We start from the raw sequence: 23,614 nt of genomic DNA on the forward strand, positions 1-23,614 counted from the left end.
TGTCAGAACTCCAGCCCGCCTTCACGGGCGGCATCGGCCAGCGCCTTGACGCGGCCATGGAACAGGAAACCGCCGCGATCGAACACGACAGTGGTGACGCCAGCGGCCTTGGCGGCTTCCGCCAGTTCCTTGCCCACAGCAACAGCGGCATCGACATTGGCGCCGATATCCTTGCTGCCCTTCTTCAGCGACGAAGCCGAAGCGAGGGTACGTCCAGCGGCATCGTCGATGATCTGGGCGTAGATGTGGCGACCCGAACGGTGCACCGACAGACGGGGACGCCCACCGGCACGAGCCTTGAGAGCGGTGCGAACGCGCCGACGACGGCGCTCGAACAGAGACAGCTTGGCCATTACTTCTTCTTCCCTTCCTTGCGGAAGATGAACTCGCCAGCGTACTTGATACCCTTGCCCTTATAGGGCTCGGGCTTACGCCAGCGACGGATCTCGGCCGCAACCTGACCCACCTTCTGCTTGTCGATACCGGAAATCAGGACCGTGGTGTTGTCCGGGGTCTTGATTTCGATGCCTTCGGGAACGTCGAAGTTGACGTCATGGCTGTAGCCCAGCTGAAGCTTGAGCACCTTGCCCTGAGCGGTGGCGCGATAGCCCACACCGGTGATCTGCAGGGTCTTGGTGTAGCCTTCGGTCACACCGGTGATCAGGTTCGAGACGAGCGTGCGCTGCATCCCCCAGAACGCGCGGGCCTGCTTCGTGTCGTTGGCGGGCTTCACCAGGATGGTGTCGCCGTCGACAGCATAGCTGATTTCGTCACGCAGGTTCAGCGTCAGCGCGCCCTTGGGGCCCTTCACGGCCAGCACGCCGTCGGCGATATTCGCCGAGACGCCCGCCGGAATGGCAACAGGCTTCTTACCAATGCGGCTCATTAGAACACCTCCGCCAGCACTTCGCCGCCGACGTTGGCAGCGCGCGCTTCGGCATCCGAAAGCACGCCGCGAGGCGTCGAGACGATGGTGATGCCAAGGCCGTTACGCACCACGGGCAGTTCCTTGCTGCCCGAGTACACACGGCGACCCGGCTTGGAGACGCGAGCGAGATGCTTGATCGCGGGCTCGCCTTCGAAATACTTCAGCTCGATCCGCAGCTGCGGATGGGCGCCGGTGGCGTCCTCCGAATAACCACGGATATAGCCTTCGCGCTGGAGCACTTCGAGAACGCGCGAACGCAGCTTCGAAGCCGGCGAAAGGACGGAATCCTTCTTCGCCTGCTGGCCGTTGCGGATACGGGTGAGCATATCACCCAGAGGATCGGTCAATGCCATCGCTTTGTTCCTTACCAGCTCGACTTCGTCACGCCGGGGATCATGCCCTTATTGGCAAGATCACGCAGCTCAACGCGGCACAGGCCGAACTTGCGATAGTAGCCGCGCGGGCGGCCGGTGGTTGCGCAACGGTTGCGCACGCGGGTCGGGTTCCCGTTGCGGGGAATCTCGGCCAGCTTCAGGCGGGCAATCAGACGCTCGGTTTCATCAGCCGATTCATCGTCAGCAACAGCCTTCAGCTTCGCGTACTTAGCTGCGTACTTCTTGACGAGGGCCTTACGGCGCTCGTTCTTGTTGATCGAACTCAGTTTCGCCATGGACTTAAGCTCTCTTTCTCAATCTTGCTCGCTCACGCCGCCTGCTTGGCTTCGGCGGTGGCAGTGAACGGGAAACCGAAGAGACGCAGCAGTTCGCGCGCTTCCTCGTCGGTCTTGGCCGAGGTGGTGACGATGATGTCCATGCCACGCACCTTGTCGATCTGATCGTAGCTGATTTCCGGGAAGATGATCTGCTCTTTCAGACCCATGGCATAGTTGCCACGGCCGTCGAAGCTCTTCGGATTCAGGCCACGAAAGTCGCGGATGCGGGGCATCGCGATCGTGATCAGACGGTCAAGAAATTCGTACATGCGCTCGCGACGCAGCGTGACCTTGCAACCGATCGCCATGCCTTCACGCAGCTTGAACTGCGCAACCGACTTCTTGGCGCGGGTCACCACCGGCTTCTGACCGGCAATGGCTTCCATCTCGGCGGCAGCGGTCTGGACCTTCTTACGGTCCTGCGTGCCTTCACCCACACCCATGTTGAGCGTGATCTTTTCGATCTTCGGGATTTCGAGCGCGTTCTTATAACCAAACTTTTCCGTCATCGCAGCAGCGATTTCGGCGTCATACTTGGTCTTGAGACGCGGAGTGTACTTATCAGCCATCGATAGCCTCCCCGGACTTCACGGCCACGCGGACCTTCTTGCCGTCCTTTTCCTCGAAGCGGATGCGGGTAGCCGCACCGGTCTTCGGATCGACGAGACCAACCTTGCTGATAGCCATCGGCGCTTCGCGGCGCTCAATGCCACCCTGCGGATTCACCTGGGTCGGCTTGCGGTGACGGGCAGCGACGTTCACGCCGGCAACCACAATCTTGCCTTCCTTCGGCAGGACGGACAGAACCTGGCCGGTACGGCCCTTGTCCTTGCCCGAACGGACGATCACATTGTCGCCCTTCTTGATCTTAGCAGCGGACATTACAGAACCTCCGGAGCCAGCGAGATGATCTTCATGTAGCCCTTGGCGCGCAGTTCGCGAACCACGGGGCCAAAGATACGCGTGCCGATGGGCTCAGCGTTCTTGTTGATCAGCACAGCCGCGTTACCGTCGAAACGGATAACCGAACCGTCGGGACGGCGAACGTCCTTGCGGGTACGAACGATCACCGCACGGTGAACGTCGCCCTTCTTGACCTTGGCGCGCGGCTGGGCTTCCTTGATCGACACCACGATGATGTCGCCAACGCCAGCGGTACGACGCTTCGATCCGCCCAGTACCTTAATGCACTGGACACGCTTGGCGCCGCTGTTGTCAGCAACGTCAAGCTGGGATTGCATCTGGATCATGGATCCGGTTCCTTACGTTAGGCTTGCCGGAACAAGTCCGGCAGTTCCAAAAAACGGCGCCCGCGCAAACGGGCACCGTGAAGCGGTCCGGCGCCCTAACCCGATTCGGGTCAGAGCGCCAGAGAATTTTTCAACGACCTTAGACGTCCGCTTCGACAGCGACGCCCTTGCCCGCCTGAACCCGCTCGATCACCTTCCAACTCTTCAGCTTGGAGATCGGGGCGGTTTCCTCGATGCGAACAACTTCGCCAGCCTTGAAGGCGTTGTCTTCGTCGTGAGCGTGATACTTCTTCGAGCGACGGATGATCTTCCCATAAAGGGGGTGCTTCACCTTACGCTCGACCTTCACGACCACGGTCTTGTCGGTCTTGTCGGAAACCACAGTCCCGATAAGAATACGCTTGGGCATGGTTTCCTCCTTACGCCTTCGCTGCAACAGAACGCTCACTCTGGAGCGTCTTGATGCGGGCGATATCGCGGCGCACTTCCTTGATGCGTGCAGGACGCTCAAGCTGGTTGGTGGCAGCCTGGAAGCGCAGGTTGAAGGCCTCGCGCTTCAGGTCGCCCAGCTCGGCAACCAGCTGGTCATCGCTCTTGCCACGCAGATCAGCGATCTTGGACATTATTCGCCTCCCAGGTGCGAGGTGTCGCCAAGCTTGGCAACAACCTTGGTCTTGATCGGCAGCTTCATCGCGGCGCGTTCAAACGCACCAGCGGCCAGCTCGCCCGAAACGCCGTCTAGTTCGAACAGGATCTTGCCCGGCTTAACGCGAGCAGCCCAATATTCGATCGAACCCTTGCCCTTACCCTGACGGACTTCAGCAGGCTTCTTCGAGACGGGCAGATCGGGGAACACGCGGATCCACAGGCGACCCTGACGACGCAGGTGACGCTGAATGGCACGACGTGCAGCTTCGATCTGACGAGCGGTGACGCGCTCCGGTTCCATAGCCTTAAGGCCATAGGAACCGAAGTTCAGGTCGGTGCCGCCCTTGGCGTTGCCGTGCAAACGGCCCTTGAACGCCTTGCGGAACTTGGTCTTCTTCGGTTGCAACATGATCTGTTACCTCAACCTCAACGTGCAGGACGCACGCCGGAGGTCTGGGCCTCCATCATGAGACGGTCCTGCGCCATCGGATCGTGACCAAGGATTTCGCCCTTGAAGATCCACACCTTGATGCCGATGATACCATAGGCGGTCAGCGCCTCGGCTTCGGCATAGTCGATGTTCGCACGCAGGGTGTGCAGCGGAACGCGGCCTTCGCGGTACCATTCGATACGCGCGATTTCGGCGCCACCCAGACGGCCCGAGCAGGTGATCTTGATGCCTTCAGCACCAAGACGCAGCGCGGACTGGACGGCGCGCTTCATGGCGCGACGGAAGGCAACACGGCGGATCAGCTGATCGGCGATGCCCTGAGCGACAAGCTTCGAGTCGATTTCCGGCTTGCGGATTTCGACAATGTTCAGCTTGACGTCGCTGCCGGTGAACTTGGCAAGCTGAAGGCGCAGCTTTTCAATGTCTGCACCCTTCTTGCCGATGATCACGCCCGGACGGGCAGCGAAGATCGACACGCGGCACACCTTGGCGGGACGCTCGATCACCACCTTCGAGATCGCCGCCTGGGGCAGCGTCTTGAAGATGAACTTGCGCATCTTGAGGTCTTCCTCAAGAAGCTTGCCGTAGCTGCGACCTTCCGCATACCAGCGGCTGTCCCAGGTGCGGTTGATCTGCAGGCGCAGACCGATGGGGTTGCTCTTATGACCCATGGATCAAGCCTCCTGAACTTCGCGCACCACAATGCGCAGACGGCTGAAGGGCTTCAGGATGCGGGTGGACTTGCCACGGCCGCGGGTGTGAAAGCGCTTCATCGTGATCGACTTGCCGACCGAAGCCTCAACCACGACGAGGTTGTCCACGTCGAGGTTGTGGTTGTTTTCGGCGTTGGCGATGGCCGAAGCCAGCACCTTGCGAGCGTCAACCGCCATGGCCTTCTTCGAGAAGGTCAGGATGTTCAGCGCATCTTCAGCCTTCTGGTTGCGGATAAGCGCCGCAACCAGATTGAGCTTCTGAGCCGAGCCGCGGATCTGCGTACCGACCGACAGGGCTTCGTTGTCGCCAACGCGACGGGGAGCTTTAGGCTTGCTCATCAGCGCTTGCCCTTCTTGTCAGCGGCGTGACCGGGGAACGTGCGCGTCGGCGCGAATTCGCCCAGCTTGTGGCCGACCATGTCCTCATTCACGGACACGGGGATGAACTTATGCCCGTTGTAGACGTTGAACGTCAAACCAACGAACGTCGGCAGGATCGTCGACCGACGCGACCAGGTCTTGATCGGGCCGGCACGGTTGCCAGCATCCTGGGCGACCTCGGCCTTTTTCAGCAGGTGCAGGTCGACGAAAGGACCTTTCCAGACGGAACGAGCCATTGTCGATTACCTCTTCTTCTTCGCGTGACGCGAGCGGATGATCATGCCGTCAGTCTTCTTGTTATGACGGGTGCGAGCGCCCTTGGTAGGCTTGCCCCACGGCGTAACAGGATGACGACCGCCCGAAGTACGGCCTTCACCACCACCATGCGGGTGGTCGACCGGGTTCTTGGCAACGCCGCGGGTAAGCGGGCGCTGGCCAAGCCAACGGTTGCGACCGGCCTTTGCAAGGTTGGTGTTGGCGTTGTCGGGGTTCGACACGGCGCCAACGGTGCCCATGCAATCGCCACGCAGGTAGCGCTGTTCGCCCGAGTTCAGACGAACGATCACCAGACCACGGTCACGGCCCACGACCTGCACATAGGTGCCGGCCGAACGAGCGATCTGACCGCCCTTGCCCGGCTTCATTTCCACGTTGTGGATGATGGTGCCGACCGGGATCTGCGACAGAAGCATGGCATTGCCGGGCTTCACGTCGGTCTTTTCGCCAGCGACAATGGTGTCGCCAACGGCCAGACGCTGGGGAGCGATGATGTAGGTCTGCTCACCGTCTTCGTACTTGACGAGGGCGATGAACGCGGTGCGGTTGGGGTCATATTCCAGACGCTCAACGGTTGCCGGCTGGTCCCACTTGCGGCGCTTGAAATCGATGAAACGATAGCGCTGCTTGTGGCCACCACCGATACCGCGGCTGGTCACGTGACCCTTGTTGTTACGACCACCGGTCTTGCTCTTACCTTCGGTAAGCGCCTTGACCGGCTTGCCCTTCCACAGGGCGCTCTTGTCAACCAGGACGAGGCCGCGACGGGCCGGGCTGGTCGGGTTATAGCTCTTGAGTGCCATGTTCTACCGCCCTCAGATCCCGCTGGTCACGTCGATCGACTGGCCTTCAGCCAGGGTCACAACGGCCTTCTTGACGTCGGTGCGCTTGTAGGGCTTACCCTTCCAGCGCTTGGTCTTGCCCTTCTGGGTCAGGGTGTTCACACCCGTCACCTTCACGCCGAACAGAGCCTCGACCGCAGCCTTGATTTCAGGCTTGGTCGCGCGTTCAGCCACCTTGAAGACAACAGCGTTGTTCTCAGAGAGCAACGTGGTCTTTTCGGTGATGTGGGGCGCCACGATCACGTCATAATGACGCGTGTCGATGCTGTCCTTAGCCATTGAAACGGGCCTCCAGCTTCTCGACAGCGGCGCGGGTCAGCACCAGCGTGTCATGTTTCAGGATGTCGTAAACATTCGCGCCCACGGCGGGCAGGACGTTCACGCCGACGATGTTGCCTGCGGCGCGGGCGAAGTTCTCGTTCACCGCTTCGCCGTCGATCACCAGCACCTTGCCGGCATAGCCAGCCTTGGCGAGGGTCGCGGCCAGAGCCTTGGTCTTGGCTTCGGCCAGTTCCAGGCTCTCGACGACCACCAGACCGCTGTTGACCTTCGAGGACAGAGCGAGCTTGAGGCCGAGCGCACGGATCTTCTTGTTCAGCGACAGGCTGAAGTCACGGACGCGAGGGCCATGAGCCTTACCACCGCCGATGAAGATCGGAGCCTTGCGGTCGCCGTGACGGGCAGTACCGCCACCCTTCTGGTTGCCGAACTTCTTGCCGGTGCGGGCCACATCGCTGCGCTCGCGAGCGCCACGGGCGGTGCCACGACGGTTTTCCAGCTGCCAAGTGACAACACGGTGCAGAATGTCAGCGCGCGGCTCGAGGCCGAACACCGCATCGTTCAGTTCGATTTCGCCAGCAGCGGCCGAACCGTCGAGGTTTTGCAGAGTTACCTTGACCACGACTTAGCCCTCCTGACCTTCGGCAGCTTCGACAGCCGGAGCAGCATCGACCACAGCCGACTTGATCGCGGCGGGGTACGGAGCGTCGGCATGACGAGCAACCTTGACCGAATCGCGAACGAGCAACCAGCCGTTCTTCGCGCCGGGCACCGAGCCCTTGACGAAGACCAGCCCGCGCTCATCATCGGTGCGGACAACTTCGAGATTCTGTTGGGTGCGCTGACGATCACCCTGATGACCGGCCATCTTCTTGTTCTTGAAGACGCGGCCCGGATCCTGACGGTTACCCGTCGAACCATGCGCACGGTGAGAGATCGACACACCATGGGTGGCGCGCATACCGCCGAAGCCCCAGCGCTTCATAGCGCCCGAGAAGCCCTTACCCTGGGTGTGGCCGGTGATGTCAACCAGCTGGCCCGACACGAAGTGCGAGGCGGCGATGGTCGAACCGACTTCCAGCACGGCGTCATCGGCCACGCGGAATTCGGCAACTTCCATCTTCAGCGGAACTTCAGCCTTGGCGAAGTGCTCGCGCTGCGGCTTGTTGACATTCTTTTGCTTGGCGGCGCCCGCACCCAGCTGCAGAGCGACATAACCGTCGCGCTCAGCGGTACGAACCGAAACCACCTGGCAGTCTTCCAGCGACAGAACAGTCACAGGAACGTGACGTCCATCTTCCTGGAAAAGGCGAGTCATCCCCACCTTCTTAGCGATCACGCCGGTGCGCATGACCTTTTACTCCTTACAGAGGCCTGCAGCGGACCATCCCCCACAGGCGTGTTCAACCCAATGTACGAAGCGGACCCCGTCCGGGTCGAGTGCCAGGCCATCTCAGGCTCGGCAAGACGGGGGACGCTGCCCGGAACAAGTGCCGATCCAAGGACCAGCGAGACTTCCGGAGGTATCCCATTTTCCTTTGCAGGCTTAGCTGCGCAGGCACCATTTCTGGCAAACAGCCGAATCACGCTCGGCCAGAGGTCGCGCCCTTAGCAGACGCAATCCCTTTATGCCAGCTTGATTTCAACGTTGACGCCTGCGGCGAGATCGAGCTTCATGAGCGCATCGACGGTCGCGGCGTTGGGCTGAACGATGTCCAGCAGACGCTTGTAGGTGCGAACTTCAAACTGCTCGCGCGACTTCTTGTCGATGTGGGGTCCGCGGTTAACGCAGAACTTCTCGATCTTGGTCGGCAGCGGAATGGGCCCGCGAATGAGTGCGCCCGTGCGACGGGCGGTGTCGGCGATCTCGCCGGTGGCCTGATCCAGCACGCGATGATCGAATGCCTTCAGGCGAATGCGGATGTTTTGAGCTTCCATGTCCTGCTACCGATGAGAAAGAGCCAAAAAAGAAAGAGTGCCCTTCGCTGCTACAGCAAAGGGCGACCCTCTGAAAACCGGAGCCCGGAAGCGACGAATCACCTCCGGGCTGCGCGGCCTATATTACTTCGTGATCTTCGCGACAACCCCCGAACCGACGGTGCGGCCGCCTTCGCGGATAGCGAAGCGGAGACCCTCGTCCATGGCGATCGGCGCGATCAGCTCAACCTGGAGCTTCACGTTGTCGCCGGGCATCACCATTTCGGTGCCCTCGGGCAGCGTGACCGAGCCGGTCACGTCGGTGGTGCGGAAGTAGAACTGCGGACGATAGTTGGCGAAGAACGGCGTGTGACGGCCACCTTCGTCCTTCGACAGCACGTAAACTTCCGATTCGAAGTTGGTGTGCGGGGTGCAGGTGCCGGGCTTGGCCAGAACCTGACCGCGCTCAACGTCTTCACGCTTGATGCCGCGGCACAGAGCGCCAATGTTGTCGCCGGCTTCACCCTGGTCGAGCAGCTTGCGGAACATTTCCACGCCGGTCACGGTGGTCTTGGCGGTGGCCTTCAGACCAACGATTTCGACTTCTTCACCAACCTTAATGATGCCGGTTTCGACGCGGCCGGTCACAACCGTACCACGACCCGAGATCGAGAACACGTCTTCGACGGGCATCAGGAAGGGCTTGTCGGTCGGACGGGGGGGCTGCGGGATGTAGTTGTCGACAGCTTCCATCAGCTTGTAGATCGATTCCTTGCCGATGGCATCGTCACGACCTTCAAGAGCGGCCAGAGCCGAACCGGGGATCACGGGAATGTCATCGCCGGGGAAGTCGTAGGACGACAGCAGCTCGCGGATTTCCAGCTCGACGAGCTCGAGGATTTCCTCGTCGTCAACCTGGTCGACCTTGTTCATGTACACGACCAGAGCCGGCACGCCGACCTGGCGGGCGAGCAGGATGTGTTCGCGGGTCTGCGGCATCGGGCCGTCAGCAGCGTTCACCACCAGGATCGCGCCGTCCATCTGGGCAGCACCGGTGATCATGTTCTTCACATAGTCAGCGTGACCCGGGCAGTCGACGTGAGCGTAGTGACGGTTGGCGGTCTCGTATTCCACGTGGGCGGTCGAGATCGTGATGCCGCGCTCGCGCTCTTCGGGAGCCTTGTCGATGTTCGCGTAGTCCGTGAACGTCGCGCCGCCGGTTTCGGCCAGCACCTTGGTGATGGCAGCGGTCAGCGTGGTCTTGCCGTGGTCAACGTGACCGATGGTGCCGATGTTGCAGTGCGGCTTGGTCCGCTCAAACTTAGCCTTAGCCATGTTTCAAACCTTCTTTTCGTTCAAATGAGATTTCTGCACGAGACGGCACCTGCCAGACTCGCCTGAAATTCAGGCGCCGCCCCTAGCCTGATCTGTCGGTGCTGGCAAGCGCATGTTGCACGCCAGCCCCGACAGTATTCAACTTAACCTCAGGCCATCTTGGCCTTCAGCTCGGTGGCAACGTTCGCCGGCACTTCGTCATAGTGCGAGAACTGCATCGAGTACTGGGCACGGCCCTGGGTAAACGAACGCAGCTGGTTCACGTAACCGAACATGTTGGCCAGCGGCACCATGGCCTCGACAACCTGTGCGTTGCCGCGGCTGTCGGTGCCCTGGATCTGACCACGGCGGCTGTTGATGTCGCCAATGACGTCGCCCATGAATTCCTCAGGGGTGACGACTTCGACCTTCATGATCGGTTCCAGCACCTTGATACCGGACTTCTGGGCCACTTCGCGCATGGCGCCGCGGGCACAGATTTCGAACGCCAGAGCCGACGAGTCGACGTCGTGGTAGGCGCCGTCATACAGCACGATTTCAAAGTCGATGATCGGGAAGCCGATGAGCGAGCCGGTGGCGGCCGTTTCACGGAAACCCTTTTCAATGGCGGGGATATATTCCTTGGGAATATTACCGCCCTTGATTTCGTCCTTGAAGGTGATGCCGCTGCCGCGTTCACCCGGCGAAACCTTGACCTTCACGCGACCGAACTGACCCGTACCACCCGACTGCTTCTTGTGGGTGAAGTCGATGTCGACCGGCTTGGCCAGATATTCGCGATAGGCCACCTGCGGAGCGCCGACGTTGGCTTCGACCTTGAACTCGCGACGCATACGGTCAACGATGATGTCCAGGTGAAGTTCGCCCATGCCCTTGATGATGGTCTGGCCCGATTCGTGATCGGTCGACACGCGGAACGAGGGATCCTCGGCCGACAGACGATTGAGCGCAACGCCCATCTTTTCCTGGTCAGCCTTGGTCTTGGGTTCCACCGACAGTTCGATCACCGGCTCGGGGAATTCCATGCGTTCCAGCACAATCGGCTGACGTTCGGCGCACAGCGTATCACCGGTCGTCGTTTCCTTCATGCCGGCCAGAGCAATGATGTCACCCGCAAAGGCTTCGTCAATGTCCTTACGCTCGTTCGCATGCATTTCCAGCATACGACCGACCTTTTCCTTCTTGTCCTTCACCGAGTTCAGGTAGGTGCCCTTGGTGAGCGTACCCGAATAGATGCGGATGAAGGTGAGCGAGCCCACGAAGGGATCGTTCATGACCTTGAAGGCCAGAGCCGAGAACGGCGCGTCGTCGGCGGGGGGGCGGCTATCCTTCTCGTCGCTGTCCATCTTGACGCCCTGGACGTCAGGAATGTCGAGCGGCGAAGGCAGATAGTCGACCACGGCGTCGAGCAGAGGCTGGACGCCCTTGTTCTTGAACGCCGAACCGCAGCAGACGGGAACGAACGACTGGTTCAGCGTACCCTTGCGGATCAGCTTCTTGAGCGTGTCGACGTCGGGCTCGTTGCCTTCCAGATACGCTTCCATCGCATCATCGTCCTGCTCAACGGCAAGCTCGATGAGATTGGCGCGGTATTCGGCGGCTTCGTCGGCCAGGTCGGCCGGGATTTCTTCGTAGAAGAATTCGGCGCCCAGCGATTCATCCTTCCAGATGATCGCGCGGTTGTGAACCAGATCGACCAGACCCTTCAGATCGGCTTCGAGACCGATCGGAATGTACAGCACAGCCGGCTTCGCACCGAGGCGGTCGATGATCGACTGCACGCAGTACTTGAAGTTGGCGCCGGTGCGGTCCAACTTATTGATAAAGCACATCCGGGGCACGCCGTACTTGTCGGCCTGACGCCACACGGTTTCCGACTGCGGCTCCACGCCGGCAACGCCGTCGAAGCACGCAACCGCACCGTCGAGCACGCGCAGCGAACGTTCGACTTCGATGGTGAAGTCGACGTGGCCGGGGGTGTCGATGATGTTGATGCGGTGGTCGTTCCAGAAGCAGGTCGTCGCGGCCGACGTGATCGTGATGCCGCGTTCCTGTTCCTGTTCCATCCAGTCCATCGTCGCGGCGCCGTCATGGACTTCGCCGATCTTGTAGGACTTGCCGGTGTAATAAAGGATACGCTCGGTGGTGGTGGTCTTACCGGCGTCAATATGCGCCATAATACCGATGTTGCGGTATTTCTCGAGCGGATGGCTGCGTGCCATGGGGTTTTCCTTGGGTTCGGGAGGAGACAATCCCCGCCCTTAGGTTCGGAATAGTGACAAGCCTGTGACGGAGCCGCCAAAACGGCCCCGTCCCACACCCTTTACCAGCGATAGTGCGAGAAGGCGCGGTTCGCATCCGCCATGCGGTGCGTGTCTTCGCGCTTCTTGACCGCGCTGCCGCGGTTGTTCGCAGCGTCCAGCAGTTCGCCCGACAGGCGGGCCGACATGGTGGTTTCGCTGCGGTTGCGGGCGGCCGTGATCAGCCAGCGGATCGCCAGAGCCTGGGCGCGCTCGGGGCGCACTTCGACCGGAACCTGATAGGTCGCACCGCCGACGCGGCGGCTGCGGACTTCGATCTGGGGCTTCACATTGTTCAGCGCGTCATGGAACAGCTGAACCGGATCGGCCTTGGCGCGGGTCTGCATCGTGTTCAGCGCGCTGTACACGATCGATTCCGCAACCGACTTCTTGCCGTCAAGCATCAGGTTGTTCATGAACTTCGAAAGGACCTGATCGCCATGGACGGGATCAGGCAGGATTTCCCGCTTTTCGGGACGACGACGACGTGACATCGCTTGTATTCCTTAAATCTGTAAGACCGACGAGAAAGACCGGAAGGTCTTACTTCGGACGCTTGGCGCCGTACTTCGAACGGCTCTGCTTGCGGTTCTTCACGCCCTGCGTGTCGAGCACGCCGCGCAGCACGTGGTAACGCACGCCGGGAAGGTCGCGCACACGGCCGCCGCGGATCAGAGCAACCGAGTGCTCCTGAAGGTTGTGGCCTTCACCCGGGATGTACGAAATGACTTCGCGGCCGTTGGTCAGACGGATCTTGGCCACCTTGCGAAGAGCCGAGTTCGGCTTCTTCGGGGTCGTGGTGTACACGCGGGTGCAGACGCCGCGCTTCTGGGGGTTCTGCTCAAGAGCGGGAACCTTGCTCTTGGCCTTCTGCGGCTCGCGCCCGTGGCGGATCAGCTGGTTGATAGTAGGCATTGAATCTCTTCACCTTGTTTGCGTGACGGCGATACGCCGCCACAAAAGCGCCCTTCCGAATGCGCCGCTCTTGCAGCAGCGCCTCTTCCGGTGCGAACAAGCCAATTGGCCAAAAGGCCGCATGACCATCTGGCGCCAATGCATGGATGAAGGAAACAGACCGCCATCGCGAATCGCCCGACGACAGACGCCGGGCCACGCAAAAACGAACCGAAACGCTCCACCCAGCCTAAAGGCGCCGGGTTACTTTGACGGATTACACCAGGATTTCAGCGAGATACCCCGCAAAACCCGACACGCACCGGCAATGTTCAGCTCTCTTATGCCGAGGTTTGAACAAGCCAAACCCCGCAAGAATTGGGGCGCCCTACGCCCATTCGCCGCGCAGGTCAAGGACGGCGGGGCGCGAAGCCCGCCAACCGCCCCGGCCCGGCCCGCTCAGGCCGATTTCGCCTTATGCGCGCGCAGCAGTTCGTCCAGTTCGGCAATGCGCTGCCGCTCCGGCGTGTCCCGCGCCAAGCCCTTCAGGCGGCACGTGGCCCACAGCTTCTTGCGCTCGGATTCCAGCGCTTTCAAATAAAGATCCGCCATGATGCCTCCTTAATGCCCACCGGCCTTAGGGCATGGGGCGGCCCGCGGGTAGCGATTTATGGGAGCAAAGGATTTCGGCCGGAGGGATCTGCCTCCGGCGGGGGTTGTTCAGGCCTCCTGCGGGAGCTTGTTGAATGCCTCCGGCGGCAGGTTGTTGATGCCTCCGGCGGGCAAAGGGTCTCGACCCTTTGCAATCCCTTTACTGTCCGCGTTGCGCCATGTGGGCGGCGGGGTGTCCGGGGGCTATGTTGTTTTAAGGCCTGCGGCGCCTTTAGCGGGCGCAATAGGCGTAATTGCCCGCGCGGCACTGGCCCGCCGCATAGCGCCATTCGGCAAGATCGCGCTCATAGTCGCGGCGGCTTTGCGCATAATCGGCAGCGTCGCGCCGCGCGCCATAGCCCGCATCATAAGAGGTCTCTTCATAATCGGAGCCGCCGCGCGTCTGCCCCTGCCCTTGTGCTTTGCGATAGGCCGCCCAGTCCTTGACATAACCGGCATCGCGTTTGCGCACATAGGCAAGCTGGTTGCGGTTCAGCCGCTGGATCTCCGCCTTGTCCCGCGCCCGCGCCGCAGCACTGCGCATCGCCGGATCACGCGGATCATCCGCCAGCGCCGTTTGGGGAGCCAACGCCGCCGCCATCATCGCCAATCCCGCCAGATATGCCTTCATGATTGTTATTCCCTGAAACCCGATGGGAACGGGAATATCTGGCGCGGCGGGTATGGAGCAAGCGGGATGCGGTGAGACGTTGAGCGGTTCGTCGCATTGGGGGGGGCATTTGGTGGCTTGGCGGCGGCTATGTGTCGCAGTTCTAGCCCATCTTAGGATAGCTGAACGGTTCCCGGTCAATCCGGATTAACTCAGATACGCCTAGCAATCCCATTTTTCGCTCTTCAATCGCAGCGTTGCGAACATCCCGATAAAAGCCGAGAAAATGCGTGATTTTTGCGTTGATCTTTGCGTCCACGTTCTTCCAGATTTGATCGTCATTACAGAACCAGTAGTGCTTTCCCCAACCATCAATCATACCGTCCAGCTTCTTAAGCGTACCAAGCAGTGTGTGCGGGCGCTTGTCGTGCTTTCCGTCCTTCATCAAATTAAGTGACTTCTGACCTTCAACGAAAAGCGCGTCGATGGAGGCGAGAAACTTCTTCTGCGCTTTTTTCGCCGGCCGCACGGCGCCTGGGCAGAAATTAATTCCGAGGAAGTCAAATCCGTCGCTGATTGAAGCCGCGCCGGATGACGTTTTGTCAGGCGATAGTGTCATCCCAAGCTCACCGAGAAGCGCGTCGGCCTTTTTCAACCGGGCATTTGCAGCTTTTGCATTTGGTGCGAGAATTATGATGTCATCAATGTAGCGGATGCATCGGCAATCACCAGCGTTCATTTCTGCATCGAATTTGGCGAGCACAATATTACCGAGAAGTGGTGAGAGCGAATTACCCTGCGCCACCCCGATATCTTCAATTGGCCAATCCGCTCTATACTTACGAAGGCTATCGAGATTTTCAAGTTCAACGCGGATTGCTTCAGAAAAGAACGCGGTGAATTCGGTGTCACCTGTTACATCTGCGATGATCTTTGTCACTGCTGGTTTCGGTATTTTCGTGAAGAATGCCTGAATGTCGCCGCACGCAACATAGCGCGCGCCGCCTTCAATTGTGTCGAGAATGGCCTTCACGGCGGCAGGGACCGCTGACATTCGTTCCGCTCGCGGGATTTTATCACCGGTCGGCGTTGTCTTGGACTTCTCCGACCGAATGCCTCCAAAGCTATATTCGGTTTTCACAAAGGGTTTGAGCGCAGGAATTTCCACGAGGACATTCAAAATGGCACGTTGAACGATTCGGCTTTCAACGGAGGCAAGAACGAGTGGACGGACCTTGCCGGTCTTTTTTCCCTTTGCGTCCAGCTTCGGAATTGGGATTCCCTTGGCGGGCGGAAACTTGAATTTTCCAGACGATAATCGACGTTGAAGTGATCGAAGGTTTCCGGCTGCGTCTTCCTGATATTTTGCTATATCTGCACGCACATCATCCGATTTGGACGAGCGTCCGTTTTCTTGGATTGTGCGCCAAGCACTCTCCAAGTTTCTCGATGCCCGTACCCGTTGCAATAATGTCTGTTTCACGTCTTTGGGGTTCTGTCAGTGCGCCTAACCCGCCCGACGGGAGTGCTGACCTCCGCGACGGAGCCTTTCGGTCCTTGCCGCGCAATCGAGGTTTCGACTTTCGCCTCCGCCTCGCCGTAGATGCGTCCCTCGGTCCCGACGGTATGACCGCCTGCCGCGAAACCCACTAGAGCCAGTCCGATCAAGAGAAGCGGGCCGAAGCCGCGCCGCGCGAGAACGGTCAATGCCGAGTTGGCACGTTTTTGCATGTGTTTGGCACGTTTAGAAACTCCTCCCGGAGGCTAACCTTTTTGGGTCGCCTGTAAAGCGAATTCCGCACGCGCCGCCCGCCCACCTCCCCGTGAAAATAATGCCATTAGCCGCCTGACAGTCACCCCGAATGGTAAAGGTTACGGCTATTGATACTTTCGCGGACAGGTGGGTGCTGACCTCCGCGACGGAGCCTTTCGGTCCTTGCCGCGCAATCGAGGTTTCGACTTTCGCCTCCGCCTCGCCGTAGATGCGTCCCTCGGTCCCGACGGTATGACCGCCTGCCGCGAAACCCACTAGAGCCAACAAGAACATGTTAGCAACGTAGGTTTTGGGAAGTCAAGGCAATTAAGGGCTTTTCCACCACTCGGCCTTGCTGCTCCCCCCATAACGGGATTGCAAAGGGCCCCCGCCCTTTGCCCGCCGGAGGCACACTTAATCCCTTAAAAGCCAAAATCGCGCAGCGATCCCTTCCCGCCCTCGCCTACCCCGCGCCACACCGCGATGTTCCCATAACGTTCTTTCCTACACCCCCTGCCCTTTGTTAGACCGCTCTTCCCCTTTGCTTGTCGGCGGGGATGGGTTGGGCTTGGTGGATGGAGGTTGGCGATGGGTAAGGCGGAGGGGCGCGGGGCAGAGGCGCGCGGGGCGGTGCGTTGCGACAGTGTGCGGCCCGGCAGGCGGACCAGTCGGGTGGCGTTTCGGGGGGAGGCGTTGATGGAGGGTGATCCTTTGCTGGGGTTTGCGCCTTATATTCACAAGCAGCCGCGGAGCAATTCGATCACGCCGGATCGGCAGCGGGCGTTTATTGCGGCCTTGGCGGCGAGCGGGATTGTGACGCAGGCGGCGCGGGTGATCGGGGCGAGTCTGGAGGCTTTGTACAAGATCCGCAATGCGCCGGGGGCGGAAGGTTTTGCCGCCGCGTGGGAGGAGGCGGTGGATCGCGGCATGGCGAGGTTGGAGGATTGCGCGCTGGAGCGGGCGATTGCGGGCGAGGAGCGGTTTATCGTCCGGCATGGCGAGGTAGTGGCCAGTTGGCGGCGGTATGACACGCCTTTGCTGATGTTTCTTTTGCGCAATCGGCGGCGGGATCGGTATGACGCCTATGGCGCGCGCGGGGGCGAGCGGCCGTTGAGCGCGGCGGAGGAGCGGGCGCGGGCCATCGAGGAGGAGCGCGAGGCCGAGGAGATCCTTGAGAGCATCAACATGAAGCTGGAGCGGATGCGCGAGCGCTGGATCGCGGCGCAGGCGGCGCCATGCGATGAGGATGCGCAAGGGGAGGATATGGGCGAGGCGGAGGCGGCGCAGGAGGATGCGGCGCCCGCCGATGAAGCGGGGGAGGCTGTCGAGGAGGCGGGCGCCGGGGCGATGGATCGGGCGGGCATTCGCCATTTGCCCGACTTGCTGCGCGAGGGGGACGAGGCGTTGGGGCTGGCGCGGTATCACCGCTATGCGCGCGAGGAGGCGCGGTTGATGCGCGTGCGGCGGCCCCCGCCCTTTACGCTGGACGAGGAGGTGGCCCGCCGTTTGGGGGATGCTATGGACGATGGCCGGATCGGGCCGAGGGCGCGCGGCGAAGTGCCCGGTTCGGGATAGGCCTGCCGGGCCGGTTGGCTCTATGGGGCGGTGCCGGGCGTGGTGCCGGTCGGGGTGGGTGCGGGCTGCGGGCGGTCCCAGATCAGCGGCCAGATGGCGGCCTGCCACAGGTTTTCGGGTCGGCGCTCCATGCCGGTGGGCGGATAGCCGTCGGGGCGTCGGTAGGTGCCGCAGATGACATCGAAAATGGGAAAGATCGCGGCGAAATTGGTGTCATAATGTTCGGGCAGGCGCGAATGGTGGCGGCGGTGATAGGCCGGGCTGTTGAGCAGCCAGGACCAGCGGCCAAAGTCGATCCGCGCATCAAGGTGGGCAAACAGGTTCCACAGGGAAGCCATGCCATAGGCAAAGGCGATGGCGGGCGTGGGCGAAATGATCATCAGCACCACCGACCAGACCGTCACCTGTTTGATCAATTGGTCGCCCCAGAAATGGCGCTGGGTGGTCAGGACCGCCATTTCGGGGTCGGAATGGTGCAGCGAATGCATGGCCCAGAGGAAGGGAATGCGGTGCTGGGCCAGATGAAAGACAAATTCGGCCAGATCCTTGAGCAGCAGAAAAAGGATGAAGCCCAGCCAGAAAGGCAGGTGTGCGCCCTCGATCAGCGCCGAGCCGACCCAGCCGCGCAGCAGGGGCAGGATGGCCAGCGCCACGGTCAATTGCAGCGCCCAGATCTGAAGATTGCGCCACCAGTCGGTGCGCGGCCCTGCCCGCTCGACCAGCAGCAGGGCGGCGATCACCAGAAATTCCGGCACGAAACTGAGCAGCAGGGTCATAGCGGCTGTCTAGCGGCGTGGCGGTTAAGATGGTGTTGAAAGGTGGCTGGATTTGACGGGCGGGTGCCTCTATCGCTCTGATGCGATTATCGGTTTCCCCCCGGATGAAAGGTTGCCCCCATGCTCGACACACCGATGGCGATTGTCTGCGCGGTGCTGGCCGTGGTGGTGTCGGGCATGGCCAAGGGGGGCTTTGCGGGCCTGGGAGGGCTGGCGATGCCGATCATGGTGCTGGCCAATGCGCCGGTGGAGAGCGCGGCGGTGATGCTGCCCATCCTGATCGTGCAGGATGCGGTCAGCGTGTGGTCGTTCCGGCGGCATTGGTCAGGGGCGGTGCTGAAGGTGATGATGCCGGGGATGACGCTGGGCGTGGCGCTGGGCTGGCTGTTTTCGCGCAGCGTCAGCGAGAAGGCGGTGCTGCTGGCGGTGGGGGTGGTGTCGTTGTTGTTCGGGGTGCAGCGCATGTGGAACGAGCGCGGCGGAAGGACCGCCCTGCCCTCCAATTCGCCGGGCTGGGTGGGCGTGCTGTTTGGCACATTTTCCGGTTTTGTCAGCCATATCGCCCACGCAGGCGCGCCGCCGTTTCAGATGTATGTGCTGCCCAAAAGACTGGAGCGCGATGTACTGGTGGGCACGACCGCCATCGCCTTTGCCTATATGAACTGGATCAAGGTGCCCGCATATATGGCGCTTGGACAGTTTACGCGGGCCAATCTGGTGCATTCGGCGGTGCTGATGCCGCTGGCGCTGCTCAGCACATGGGCGGGGGTCTGGGTGGTGCGGCGGGTGGATGCGGCGCGGTTCTATCGGATCATCTATGCGATGATGATCGTGGTGGGTCTCAAACTGATGTGGGACGGGATTGGCTGAATCATCGAGGATGCCGTGAGGCCAGCGCGATGCCGGCAAGGTTCTGCTGACGCTTGATCCAGCGGATGCGGGCCGGGCGGCGGTCCTGCACCAGGGCGGCGAAGGTGGCGGCATGGCCCTGCTCGCCCGCGCTGTTGCGCATCGCCCGGTTGGCGTGATCCACCACTTCCAGCGCATCGCCGATCAGCTCGACATGCTCCAGCCCCAGCGCCTGCGACAGTTTCACCGCCTCGATCAGCGCCAGCCATTCGGCATCCTGATTGTTGCCATGGCCAAGGTCGAACCAGTGGACCTCGCCCTTGATAACCACGGCCGCTTCGATAGGGCCGGGGTTGGGGCGGCAGCCGCCGTCGAAGAAGATCTTTATGCGGGGGTGGGTCAAATTTTGCCTCCGGCGGGCAAAGGGGCTCGTCCCTTTGCAATCCCGTTAATGGGGTAGTGTATGCTTGGCAATATCGCGCTAAAAGGCGCCGCAGGCTTTAAAACTATAAGCCCCGCCTCGCCTGTCTAGCGCAACAAAGACAATAATGGGATTGCAAAGGGCCCCCGCCCTTTGCCCGCCGGAGGCAAAAATCCCTCTACCGCAAAACCACCACCTCCACCTCAGGCAACACCCCCGCCCCCGGTTGAACCGCCCAGTCGCGATGGGTCAGGATCGAGCCATCCCCCCGCCACGCCGCCACGCGGGCCGGATCGACCGAGGCATAGACCCACTGTGCCGCCCCCTCCTCGCCCAGCGCCAGCACGCCATCGGCGGGCATATCGGCCCCGGCCGCAGGCTTGGCATCGGGCGGACCATACAGCCCCGCCGCGCCCCGGTTGACATCGACCGCAGGCGACCATGGCGCATCCCCCACCGTGGGCGATTGCAGGACAAAGCACTGGTTTTCCAGCGCACGCGCCTGCGCGCCGATGCGCACCCGCCAATAGCCATGCAAACTGTCGGTGCAGGAAGGGGCCAGAATAATGTCCGCCCCGGCCTGCGCCAGCGCGCGGGTGAGCAACGGAAATTCACTGTCATAGCAGATGGTGATGCCGATCCGCCCCAGCGCCGTGTCAAACAGGCGCAGCCCGCCGCCGATCGCACCGGCGGGGGAAACGCCCCATTGCTCGGCCTCAAAGCGGGTCATCATGATCTTGTCCTGATGGCTCATCGCGCCCGAGGGAGCGAAAAAGCGCGCCCGGTTGACGTAATGATCCCCCACCCTGCAGGGCGCGCTGGCCGCCAGAATATAGACGCCATGCGCCCGCGCCAGTTCGCCATGCAGCGCATCCACACGAGGCAGCAGGTCCGAGACCGCGCCAAGGCTGGCATCAAGATCCGACTTGCCCTTACGGTCCAGCGCCGCCAACTCCATCGCGCCATATTCGGGAAAGACCAGCAAAGCCGCGCCCCTTCCCGCCGCCCCCTGCCCCGCCGCCTCACCCACCCAGCACCGCAACTTGGCCTCATAGGCAGCCCAATCGGACAGTTCATCAATCGGATATTGCGCGATTGCCGCCAAAAAGGGGGCGGCCGGAAAGGAAGCAGTCATAGCCCGAATGTGCGAAGCCGCGCATCAGGCGGCAAGCAAGAAAAACTTGGGCGGGGATTGAGGGGCAGGAGTGCAGGTGCCTCCGGCGGGCAAAGGGACTTGTCCCTTTGCAATCCCGTTATGGGGTGGTGTGGGGTTGGCAACTTGGGCCGCGTGGACACATTCGGTCCTGAATAAAGCGTCCGGTACTACAGGGTATGAAAGGCTGCCAAGATGGCTGAAATGTTAGGGGGAGCGGGCGTAATTTTTCAGGCTACAAATGCGGTCAAATCGCATCGATAAATTTCTCGGTGAGAGATTGTATCGGTTCAGCCCGCATCAGTTCACAATCCCAAAATACGAGAGAATTTGGCTCCCTGTTCGGATATTCTACGCGACAAGTGGCCGTTAGATCATAAACAACCGAAGTATCGTTCACGTAAGATTCTTCTGAATTTAGCCATGGATCTAGTGATCGTCTCATCATAATACGGTCAGCGTTAGCATTCTTGATGAAGCTACCTATCCTGACGTTCAGAAATGCAAACGGGTTGCCTGATCGCTTCAGATGACAATTTTCCGAGATCGGAAAGATCGCGATATGCTCCAGCCCCATTGATGTTATGATTGCTTTGCTTGCGAGCGAAACACGACCATTTTTATTAGACCCCCAACACGATAGGTCCTGTGTGTAAGCGCCCAACGAGACGACGCGACTTTTGTTTTCAGCGGGTTGATCCTGCCTAGAACAGGCTAGCAATGCAACTACGGCGATGATTACCAGAACTTGCTTGAAGAACAACATAACCGCAACATATCGAATGGAGCAATGTCCGCAATGACGTCGGCACCGGAAAGGCATTTTTCCTGCCTAAGGGGCCGATAGCTGCCCTCCGCGACAAATCTAACCCACTGGCAGCTATGCCTTATGCCTCCGAGATAGGTCACGGGCGGAAAAGTTAGGGGGAGTGGACCTAACGGCGCGAGGGCGAATGGCGTTCGCAAAGCCACATCAAGAAGGCCCATGCCAAAAACAATGGGGCGAAACCGAAGTCACCGAACCGCTTTGACAAAAAAATACATAGGGGCGCCACAGTTGCAATCACTGCGGCGGGATAAACGACTCCTTTCCAGTGCGCTGGCATGTAGCTCCACATCAGCCGTGCGAACCAGATTTCTCGTCCCGCATCATTGAACATGCGGGGCGCCGTTGAACCTGTAGCCATTCAGGTTCGTCGTTCCTATGTGGAGGCAGTTTCATGAGATCATTTTGAACGACCCGCGCTATGTCCGCAACAGCGCCTTGCCCCGAAAGGCGGGTTTGCATCTGAAATGGCGAAAAAGTCGACATCGCTCTCTGGCTGCGGTTTGTCCACTCGCCCTTGCGTTGAAAAACTGTGGTTTTGCAAAGCCTGCGCGGCGGCGAAATAGAGCAATGGAGCGCCGCAGACTTTCCAACCATCGTCCATCAACGCCAAGTCACCGTTCGGGCGCAACAAAACAGTAACGGGATTGCAAAGGGATAAGTCCCTTTGCCCGCCGGAGGCCATCCTATATTACTTCCCCATACCCCATCCATCTTGACGCCCCACAGTATCAATGAGACGCTTTCCCGCAAAACACAGGGGGAATACGATGGGAAAATCCATTCTGTTCTTTGCCGATGGCACATGGCAGGGCGCCGACAGCGGCAACCGTTCCAATGTGCTGGCCCTGTTTCAGGCGCTGGCGGGCGAGAATACGCTGGGCGGAGCGCGTGATGATGAGCAGGAGAAGCTCTTTCCCGGTTCCGCCGAGACGCCGCCTTATGTCGCCAAATATATTCATGGGGTGGGCGATGGCGGCAATTGGTGGAGCAATCTGGTAGGCGGGGCCTTTGGCGCGGGGCTGATCTTTCGCGTGCTGCGCGGATATACGTTCATCAGCCGCCAGTATCAGCCGGGCGACCGGATCTATCTGATCGGGTTCAGCCGGGGCGCCTATACGGTGCGCGCGCTGGGCGGGTTGATCGCGCGGATGGGATTGCTCGACTGGGCCGGGCTGGGGCTGGAAAATGTGGCCAACAATGCGCTGGGCCAGCGTTACGCCAGCGCGGCATGGCACAATTACATGGTGCTGCGAAAAGCCGAAGAGCCGCCCGCCGATCTGTTCGGCGCCTTGCAGATGATGATTGCCGAGGGCGACCAGCAGGCTCGCGATGCGCGCGAATTGACCCCGCGCTTTATTCCCGATGTGACCATCGACACGATTGCCGTATGGGACACGGTGGGCGCGATGGGCATTCCCAAGCCGATCCTGATGAGCAAGGCGCGCCACGATTATCTGAAATTCATCGACAACAAGCTGAGCGACAAGGTTCGCCATGGCCTGCATGCCGTGGCCATTGACGAGCGGCGGCGCGATTTCACCCCCACGCTCTGGGCGCCGCGCGACGGGGTGGTGCAATGCCTGTTTGCGGGCGCCCATGCCGATGTCGGGGGCGGCTATCCGGACCAGGGCGACAATGCCGCGCTTTCCACCATCGCGCTGCACTGGATGGCCGCGCAACTGGGCCTTGATGACGGCACGCGACCGGGCCTGCGCTTCACGCTGAACGCTTTGTCCGACCGCGCCCATCTGGGGCCAAGCCACCGGCCGTGGGATCTGCCCGCTTACTGGCTGCGCAAAAAGAATGACCGCGAATTGCCGTGCAAGGATCCGGTGATGGACTGCAGCCACCTGCCCTATGCCGATGCGGTCAAGATGCGTCTGGGGCAACAGGTCATTGTGATTTCCGACGGCTGGTTCGGGCGGCGCACCATCACCTATCAGCCCGCTCCGCTGACCGCCGGGGGCTATTTCAACGCCGCGCCATAAGGGCAATCCCGTGGGGCAAAATCCATCGGTTTTTAAGCATACTCTCCGATAGTTTGTTCAAACCGTCTTATGTTTGCCTCGCT

General features: G+C 60.7%; 31 protein-coding genes. 3 read left to right on the forward strand and 28 right to left on the reverse strand.

Annotated elements, in window-relative coordinates; all coding sequences use genetic code 11:
• Nucleotides 1–2: 2 nt before the first annotated feature.
• The 25 genes from rplR to FHW92_RS13780 all read right to left on the reverse strand — a co-directional run bounded on the left by rplR (nucleotide 3) and on the right by FHW92_RS13780 (nucleotide 15,670).
• Nucleotides 3–353: a 50S ribosomal protein L18 gene (rplR, locus tag FHW92_RS13660; RefSeq protein WP_168603817.1), complete on the reverse strand. Its 351-nt coding sequence runs from the start codon at nucleotides 351–353 to the stop codon at nucleotides 3–5.
• A complete protein-coding gene (rplF, locus tag FHW92_RS13665; protein ID WP_168603818.1) occupies nucleotides 353–886 on the reverse strand; it encodes a 50S ribosomal protein L6 in 534 nt (177 codons plus the stop codon). Before rplF ends, rplR begins: the two co-directional genes overlap by 1 nt.
• Nucleotides 886–1,281 (reverse strand): 30S ribosomal protein S8, encoded by a 396-nt coding sequence (gene rpsH, locus FHW92_RS13670; RefSeq protein WP_168603819.1) that lies wholly within the window; start codon nucleotides 1,279–1,281, stop codon nucleotides 886–888. The genes rplF and rpsH overlap by 1 nt, the downstream gene beginning before the upstream one ends.
• An 11-nt stretch (nucleotides 1,282–1,292) precedes the next feature.
• The gene (rpsN, locus tag FHW92_RS13675) at nucleotides 1,293–1,598 is read right to left on the reverse strand and encodes a 30S ribosomal protein S14 (RefSeq protein ID WP_168603820.1); all 306 of its coding nucleotides are present in this window, start codon (nucleotides 1,596–1,598) and stop codon (nucleotides 1,293–1,295) included.
• Nucleotides 1,599–1,630: 32 nt separating this feature from the next.
• Entirely contained in the window at nucleotides 1,631–2,209 is a 579-nt protein-coding gene (rplE, locus tag FHW92_RS13680; protein ID WP_168603821.1) for a 50S ribosomal protein L5, read from the reverse strand.
• A complete protein-coding gene (rplX, locus tag FHW92_RS13685) occupies nucleotides 2,202–2,522 on the reverse strand; it encodes a 50S ribosomal protein L24 (RefSeq protein WP_168603822.1) in 321 nt (106 codons plus the stop codon). Before rplX ends, rplE begins: the two co-directional genes overlap by 8 nt.
• Nucleotides 2,522–2,890 (reverse strand): 50S ribosomal protein L14, encoded by a 369-nt coding sequence (rplN, locus tag FHW92_RS13690; protein ID WP_110869606.1) that lies wholly within the window; start codon nucleotides 2,888–2,890, stop codon nucleotides 2,522–2,524. Before rplN ends, rplX begins: the two co-directional genes overlap by 1 nt.
• A 139-nt stretch (nucleotides 2,891–3,029) precedes the next feature.
• Nucleotides 3,030–3,299, reverse strand: a complete 270-nt coding sequence (gene rpsQ / locus FHW92_RS13695; RefSeq protein ID WP_168603823.1) for a 30S ribosomal protein S17 — start codon at nucleotides 3,297–3,299, stop codon at nucleotides 3,030–3,032.
• A 10-nt stretch (nucleotides 3,300–3,309) separates the two neighbouring features.
• A complete protein-coding gene (rpmC, locus tag FHW92_RS13700) occupies nucleotides 3,310–3,513 on the reverse strand; it encodes a 50S ribosomal protein L29 (RefSeq protein WP_172249275.1) in 204 nt (67 codons plus the stop codon).
• Entirely contained in the window at nucleotides 3,513–3,947 is a 435-nt protein-coding gene (gene rplP / locus FHW92_RS13705) for a 50S ribosomal protein L16 (protein WP_168603824.1), read from the reverse strand. Before rplP ends, rpmC begins: the two co-directional genes overlap by 1 nt.
• A 17-nt stretch (nucleotides 3,948–3,964) precedes the next feature.
• Nucleotides 3,965–4,660: a 30S ribosomal protein S3 gene (gene rpsC / locus FHW92_RS13710; RefSeq protein WP_168603825.1), complete on the reverse strand. Its 696-nt coding sequence runs from the start codon at nucleotides 4,658–4,660 to the stop codon at nucleotides 3,965–3,967.
• A 3-nt stretch (nucleotides 4,661–4,663) separates the two neighbouring features.
• Nucleotides 4,664–5,041: a 50S ribosomal protein L22 gene (gene rplV / locus FHW92_RS13715; protein WP_168603826.1), complete on the reverse strand. Its 378-nt coding sequence runs from the start codon at nucleotides 5,039–5,041 to the stop codon at nucleotides 4,664–4,666.
• Nucleotides 5,041–5,319, reverse strand: coding sequence for a 30S ribosomal protein S19 (gene rpsS / locus FHW92_RS13720; protein WP_168603827.1), 279 nt, complete (start codon nucleotides 5,317–5,319; stop codon nucleotides 5,041–5,043). Before rpsS ends, rplV begins: the two co-directional genes overlap by 1 nt.
• Nucleotides 5,320–5,325: 6 nt before the next feature.
• Nucleotides 5,326–6,162, reverse strand: coding sequence for a 50S ribosomal protein L2 (gene rplB / locus FHW92_RS13725; RefSeq protein ID WP_168603828.1), 837 nt, complete (start codon nucleotides 6,160–6,162; stop codon nucleotides 5,326–5,328).
• 12 nt (nucleotides 6,163–6,174) lie between these two features.
• Nucleotides 6,175–6,480, reverse strand: a complete 306-nt coding sequence (locus tag FHW92_RS13730) for a 50S ribosomal protein L23 (protein ID WP_168603829.1) — start codon at nucleotides 6,478–6,480, stop codon at nucleotides 6,175–6,177.
• The gene (gene rplD / locus FHW92_RS13735; protein WP_168603830.1) at nucleotides 6,473–7,102 is read right to left on the reverse strand and encodes a 50S ribosomal protein L4; all 630 of its coding nucleotides are present in this window, start codon (nucleotides 7,100–7,102) and stop codon (nucleotides 6,473–6,475) included. Before rplD ends, FHW92_RS13730 begins: the two co-directional genes overlap by 8 nt.
• A gap of 3 nt (nucleotides 7,103–7,105) precedes the next feature.
• Nucleotides 7,106–7,831, reverse strand: a complete 726-nt coding sequence (rplC, locus tag FHW92_RS13740) for a 50S ribosomal protein L3 (RefSeq protein ID WP_168603831.1) — start codon at nucleotides 7,829–7,831, stop codon at nucleotides 7,106–7,108.
• A gap of 275 nt (nucleotides 7,832–8,106) precedes the next feature.
• Entirely contained in the window at nucleotides 8,107–8,418 is a 312-nt protein-coding gene (gene rpsJ / locus FHW92_RS13745; RefSeq protein WP_091146544.1) for a 30S ribosomal protein S10, read from the reverse strand.
• Nucleotides 8,419–8,541: 123 nt separating this feature from the next.
• Nucleotides 8,542–9,732 (reverse strand): elongation factor Tu, encoded by a 1,191-nt coding sequence (gene tuf / locus FHW92_RS13750; RefSeq protein ID WP_168603832.1) that lies wholly within the window; start codon nucleotides 9,730–9,732, stop codon nucleotides 8,542–8,544.
• Nucleotides 9,733–9,881: 149 nt separating this feature from the next.
• Entirely contained in the window at nucleotides 9,882–11,954 is a 2,073-nt protein-coding gene (gene fusA, locus FHW92_RS13755) for an elongation factor G (RefSeq protein WP_168603833.1), read from the reverse strand.
• Nucleotides 11,955–12,055: 101 nt separating this feature from the next.
• Nucleotides 12,056–12,526: a 30S ribosomal protein S7 gene (rpsG, locus tag FHW92_RS13760; RefSeq protein ID WP_168603834.1), complete on the reverse strand. Its 471-nt coding sequence runs from the start codon at nucleotides 12,524–12,526 to the stop codon at nucleotides 12,056–12,058.
• A gap of 49 nt (nucleotides 12,527–12,575) precedes the next feature.
• Complete coding sequence (rpsL, locus tag FHW92_RS13765) at nucleotides 12,576–12,947, reverse strand: 30S ribosomal protein S12 (protein ID WP_168603835.1); 372 nt, start codon at nucleotides 12,945–12,947, stop codon at nucleotides 12,576–12,578.
• Nucleotides 12,948–13,385: 438 nt separating this feature from the next.
• Nucleotides 13,386–13,538 carry a hypothetical protein gene (locus FHW92_RS13770; RefSeq protein WP_168603836.1) on the reverse strand — a complete coding sequence of 51 codons (153 nt, stop codon included), beginning with the start codon at nucleotides 13,536–13,538 and terminating at the stop codon, nucleotides 13,386–13,388.
• A gap of 271 nt (nucleotides 13,539–13,809) precedes the next feature.
• Complete coding sequence (locus tag FHW92_RS13775; RefSeq protein ID WP_172249273.1) at nucleotides 13,810–14,208, reverse strand: hypothetical protein; 399 nt, start codon at nucleotides 14,206–14,208, stop codon at nucleotides 13,810–13,812.
• A 142-nt stretch (nucleotides 14,209–14,350) separates the two neighbouring features.
• The gene (locus FHW92_RS13780; protein WP_168603837.1) at nucleotides 14,351–15,670 is read right to left on the reverse strand and encodes a reverse transcriptase domain-containing protein; all 1,320 of its coding nucleotides are present in this window, start codon (nucleotides 15,668–15,670) and stop codon (nucleotides 14,351–14,353) included.
• Nucleotides 15,671–16,528: 858 nt separating this feature from the next.
• Between FHW92_RS13780 and FHW92_RS25540 the strand changes: the two genes are divergently transcribed.
• On the forward strand, nucleotides 16,529–17,515 hold the full coding sequence (locus FHW92_RS25540) for a hypothetical protein (protein ID WP_210428496.1): 987 nt from the start codon (nucleotides 16,529–16,531) through the stop codon (nucleotides 17,513–17,515).
• A gap of 20 nt (nucleotides 17,516–17,535) precedes the next feature.
• Here FHW92_RS25540 and FHW92_RS13790 read toward each other — a convergent pair whose 3' ends face one another.
• Nucleotides 17,536–18,291 (reverse strand): sterol desaturase family protein, encoded by a 756-nt coding sequence (locus tag FHW92_RS13790; RefSeq protein WP_168603838.1) that lies wholly within the window; start codon nucleotides 18,289–18,291, stop codon nucleotides 17,536–17,538.
• 120 nt (nucleotides 18,292–18,411) lie between these two features.
• On the opposite strand from FHW92_RS13790, the gene FHW92_RS13795 reads away from it, so the two are divergent.
• Nucleotides 18,412–19,161: a sulfite exporter TauE/SafE family protein gene (locus FHW92_RS13795; protein WP_168603839.1), complete on the forward strand. Its 750-nt coding sequence runs from the start codon at nucleotides 18,412–18,414 to the stop codon at nucleotides 19,159–19,161.
• A gap of 1 nt (nucleotide 19,162) precedes the next feature.
• On the opposite strand, the gene FHW92_RS13800 is transcribed toward FHW92_RS13795, so the two are convergent.
• Both FHW92_RS13800 and FHW92_RS13805 read right to left on the reverse strand, forming a co-directional pair.
• Nucleotides 19,163–19,543: a reverse transcriptase-like protein gene (locus FHW92_RS13800; protein ID WP_210428497.1), complete on the reverse strand. Its 381-nt coding sequence runs from the start codon at nucleotides 19,541–19,543 to the stop codon at nucleotides 19,163–19,165.
• 196 nt (nucleotides 19,544–19,739) lie between these two features.
• Complete coding sequence (locus FHW92_RS13805; RefSeq protein WP_168603840.1) at nucleotides 19,740–20,696, reverse strand: carbon-nitrogen hydrolase family protein; 957 nt, start codon at nucleotides 20,694–20,696, stop codon at nucleotides 19,740–19,742.
• 1,614 nt (nucleotides 20,697–22,310) lie between these two features.
• Between FHW92_RS13805 and FHW92_RS13810 the strand changes: the two genes are divergently transcribed.
• Nucleotides 22,311–23,531, forward strand: a complete 1,221-nt coding sequence (locus tag FHW92_RS13810; RefSeq protein ID WP_168603841.1) for a DUF2235 domain-containing protein — start codon at nucleotides 22,311–22,313, stop codon at nucleotides 23,529–23,531.
• Nucleotides 23,532–23,614: the final 83 nt, after the last annotated feature.

It is taken from the genome of Novosphingobium sp. SG707, from assembly GCF_012275515.1.
Classification (GTDB): Bacteria; Pseudomonadota; Alphaproteobacteria; order Sphingomonadales; family Sphingomonadaceae; genus Novosphingobium.

Excerpts from the sequence above, each read along its gene's own strand:
- rplB (WP_168603828.1), bottom strand. The coding sequence starts at position 6,162 with ATGGCACTCAAGAGCTATAACCCGACCAGCCCGGCCCGTCGCGGCCTC.
- rpsL (WP_168603835.1), bottom strand. The coding sequence starts at position 12,947 with ATGCCTACTATCAACCAGCTGATCCGCCACGGGCGCGAGCCGCAGAAG.
- FHW92_RS13770 (WP_168603836.1), bottom strand. The coding sequence starts at position 13,538 with ATGGCGGATCTTTATTTGAAAGCGCTGGAATCCGAGCGCAAGAAGCTG.
- tuf (WP_168603832.1), bottom strand. The coding sequence starts at position 9,732 with ATGGCTAAGGCTAAGTTTGAGCGGACCAAGCCGCACTGCAACATCGGC.
- rplE (WP_168603821.1), bottom strand. The coding sequence starts at position 2,209 with ATGGCTGATAAGTACACTCCGCGTCTCAAGACCAAGTATGACGCCGAA.
- rpmC (WP_172249275.1), bottom strand. The coding sequence starts at position 3,513 with ATGTCCAAGATCGCTGATCTGCGTGGCAAGAGCGATGACCAGCTGGTT.
- rplN (WP_110869606.1), bottom strand. The coding sequence starts at position 2,890 with ATGATCCAGATGCAATCCCAGCTTGACGTTGCTGACAACAGCGGCGCC.
- FHW92_RS13790 (WP_168603838.1), bottom strand. The coding sequence starts at position 18,291 with ATGACCCTGCTGCTCAGTTTCGTGCCGGAATTTCTGGTGATCGCCGCC.
- FHW92_RS13805 (WP_168603840.1), bottom strand. The coding sequence starts at position 20,696 with ATGACTGCTTCCTTTCCGGCCGCCCCCTTTTTGGCGGCAATCGCGCAA.
- rplR (WP_168603817.1), bottom strand. The coding sequence starts at position 353 with ATGGCCAAGCTGTCTCTGTTCGAGCGCCGTCGTCGGCGCGTTCGCACC.
- rpsQ (WP_168603823.1), bottom strand. The coding sequence starts at position 3,299 with ATGCCCAAGCGTATTCTTATCGGGACTGTGGTTTCCGACAAGACCGAC.
- FHW92_RS13730 (WP_168603829.1), bottom strand. The coding sequence starts at position 6,480 with ATGGCTAAGGACAGCATCGACACGCGTCATTATGACGTGATCGTGGCG.
- rplV (WP_168603826.1), bottom strand. The coding sequence starts at position 5,041 with ATGAGCAAGCCTAAAGCTCCCCGTCGCGTTGGCGACAACGAAGCCCTG.
- rplF (WP_168603818.1), bottom strand. The coding sequence starts at position 886 with ATGAGCCGCATTGGTAAGAAGCCTGTTGCCATTCCGGCGGGCGTCTCG.
- rpsS (WP_168603827.1), bottom strand. The coding sequence starts at position 5,319 with ATGGCTCGTTCCGTCTGGAAAGGTCCTTTCGTCGACCTGCACCTGCTG.
- FHW92_RS25540 (WP_210428496.1), top strand. The coding sequence starts at position 16,529 with ATGGGTAAGGCGGAGGGGCGCGGGGCAGAGGCGCGCGGGGCGGTGCGT.
- rpsJ (WP_091146544.1), bottom strand. The coding sequence starts at position 8,418 with ATGGAAGCTCAAAACATCCGCATTCGCCTGAAGGCATTCGATCATCGC.
- rplX (WP_168603822.1), bottom strand. The coding sequence starts at position 2,522 with ATGTCCGCTGCTAAGATCAAGAAGGGCGACAATGTGATCGTCCGTTCG.
- rpsG (WP_168603834.1), bottom strand. The coding sequence starts at position 12,526 with ATGTCACGTCGTCGTCGTCCCGAAAAGCGGGAAATCCTGCCTGATCCC.
- FHW92_RS13810 (WP_168603841.1), top strand. The coding sequence starts at position 22,311 with ATGGGAAAATCCATTCTGTTCTTTGCCGATGGCACATGGCAGGGCGCC.
- rpsH (WP_168603819.1), bottom strand. The coding sequence starts at position 1,281 with ATGGCATTGACCGATCCTCTGGGTGATATGCTCACCCGTATCCGCAAC.
- FHW92_RS13775 (WP_172249273.1), bottom strand. The coding sequence starts at position 14,208 with ATGAAGGCATATCTGGCGGGATTGGCGATGATGGCGGCGGCGTTGGCT.
- rplC (WP_168603831.1), bottom strand. The coding sequence starts at position 7,831 with ATGCGCACCGGCGTGATCGCTAAGAAGGTGGGGATGACTCGCCTTTTC.
- FHW92_RS13795 (WP_168603839.1), top strand. The coding sequence starts at position 18,412 with ATGCTCGACACACCGATGGCGATTGTCTGCGCGGTGCTGGCCGTGGTG.
- rpsC (WP_168603825.1), bottom strand. The coding sequence starts at position 4,660 with ATGGGTCATAAGAGCAACCCCATCGGTCTGCGCCTGCAGATCAACCGC.
- rplP (WP_168603824.1), bottom strand. The coding sequence starts at position 3,947 with ATGTTGCAACCGAAGAAGACCAAGTTCCGCAAGGCGTTCAAGGGCCGT.
- fusA (WP_168603833.1), bottom strand. The coding sequence starts at position 11,954 with ATGGCACGCAGCCATCCGCTCGAGAAATACCGCAACATCGGTATTATG.
- rpsN (WP_168603820.1), bottom strand. The coding sequence starts at position 1,598 with ATGGCGAAACTGAGTTCGATCAACAAGAACGAGCGCCGTAAGGCCCTC.